The 286-nt window shown below is 60.1% G+C and carries 1 protein-coding gene; it reads left to right on the top strand.

Annotated features, from left to right (window positions below; genetic code table 11):
* Positions 1-286: hypothetical protein (locus F2P45_RS34855; protein WP_166882730.1), on the top strand; the 286-nt coding region annotated here is incomplete at both ends.

Raw genomic sequence — 286 nt, 5'->3', positions numbered from 1 at the left:
AATTTCGATATTAACCAGATCGGCGAGACGCTGGAATGGAAGTTCAGCCGCAAGGATGGCAACGGCAATCCGGTCAAGGGTCGCTATGCCGGCGCCATCTATTTCACGGTGGGCGAGCGGATGCATATCCGGATCCGCGCCGGCGGCTACGAGCGATTCGAATCGTTCCAGGTGCTCGACTGCACCTTGATCACGCGTCCGCAGATTCGTTCCATCGCGCCGGGCGTGCTGCCCGAGTACGCGCCGCCATCGCCGTTCATCGATAATGAACACGTGCGCGTCAAGG

The sequence above is a fragment of the Massilia mucilaginosa genome (assembly GCF_011682145.1).
GTDB lineage: Bacteria > Pseudomonadota > Gammaproteobacteria > Burkholderiales > Burkholderiaceae_D > Telluria_A > Telluria_A mucilaginosa.
This window is presented reverse-complemented; position numbering and strand designations above follow the sequence as displayed.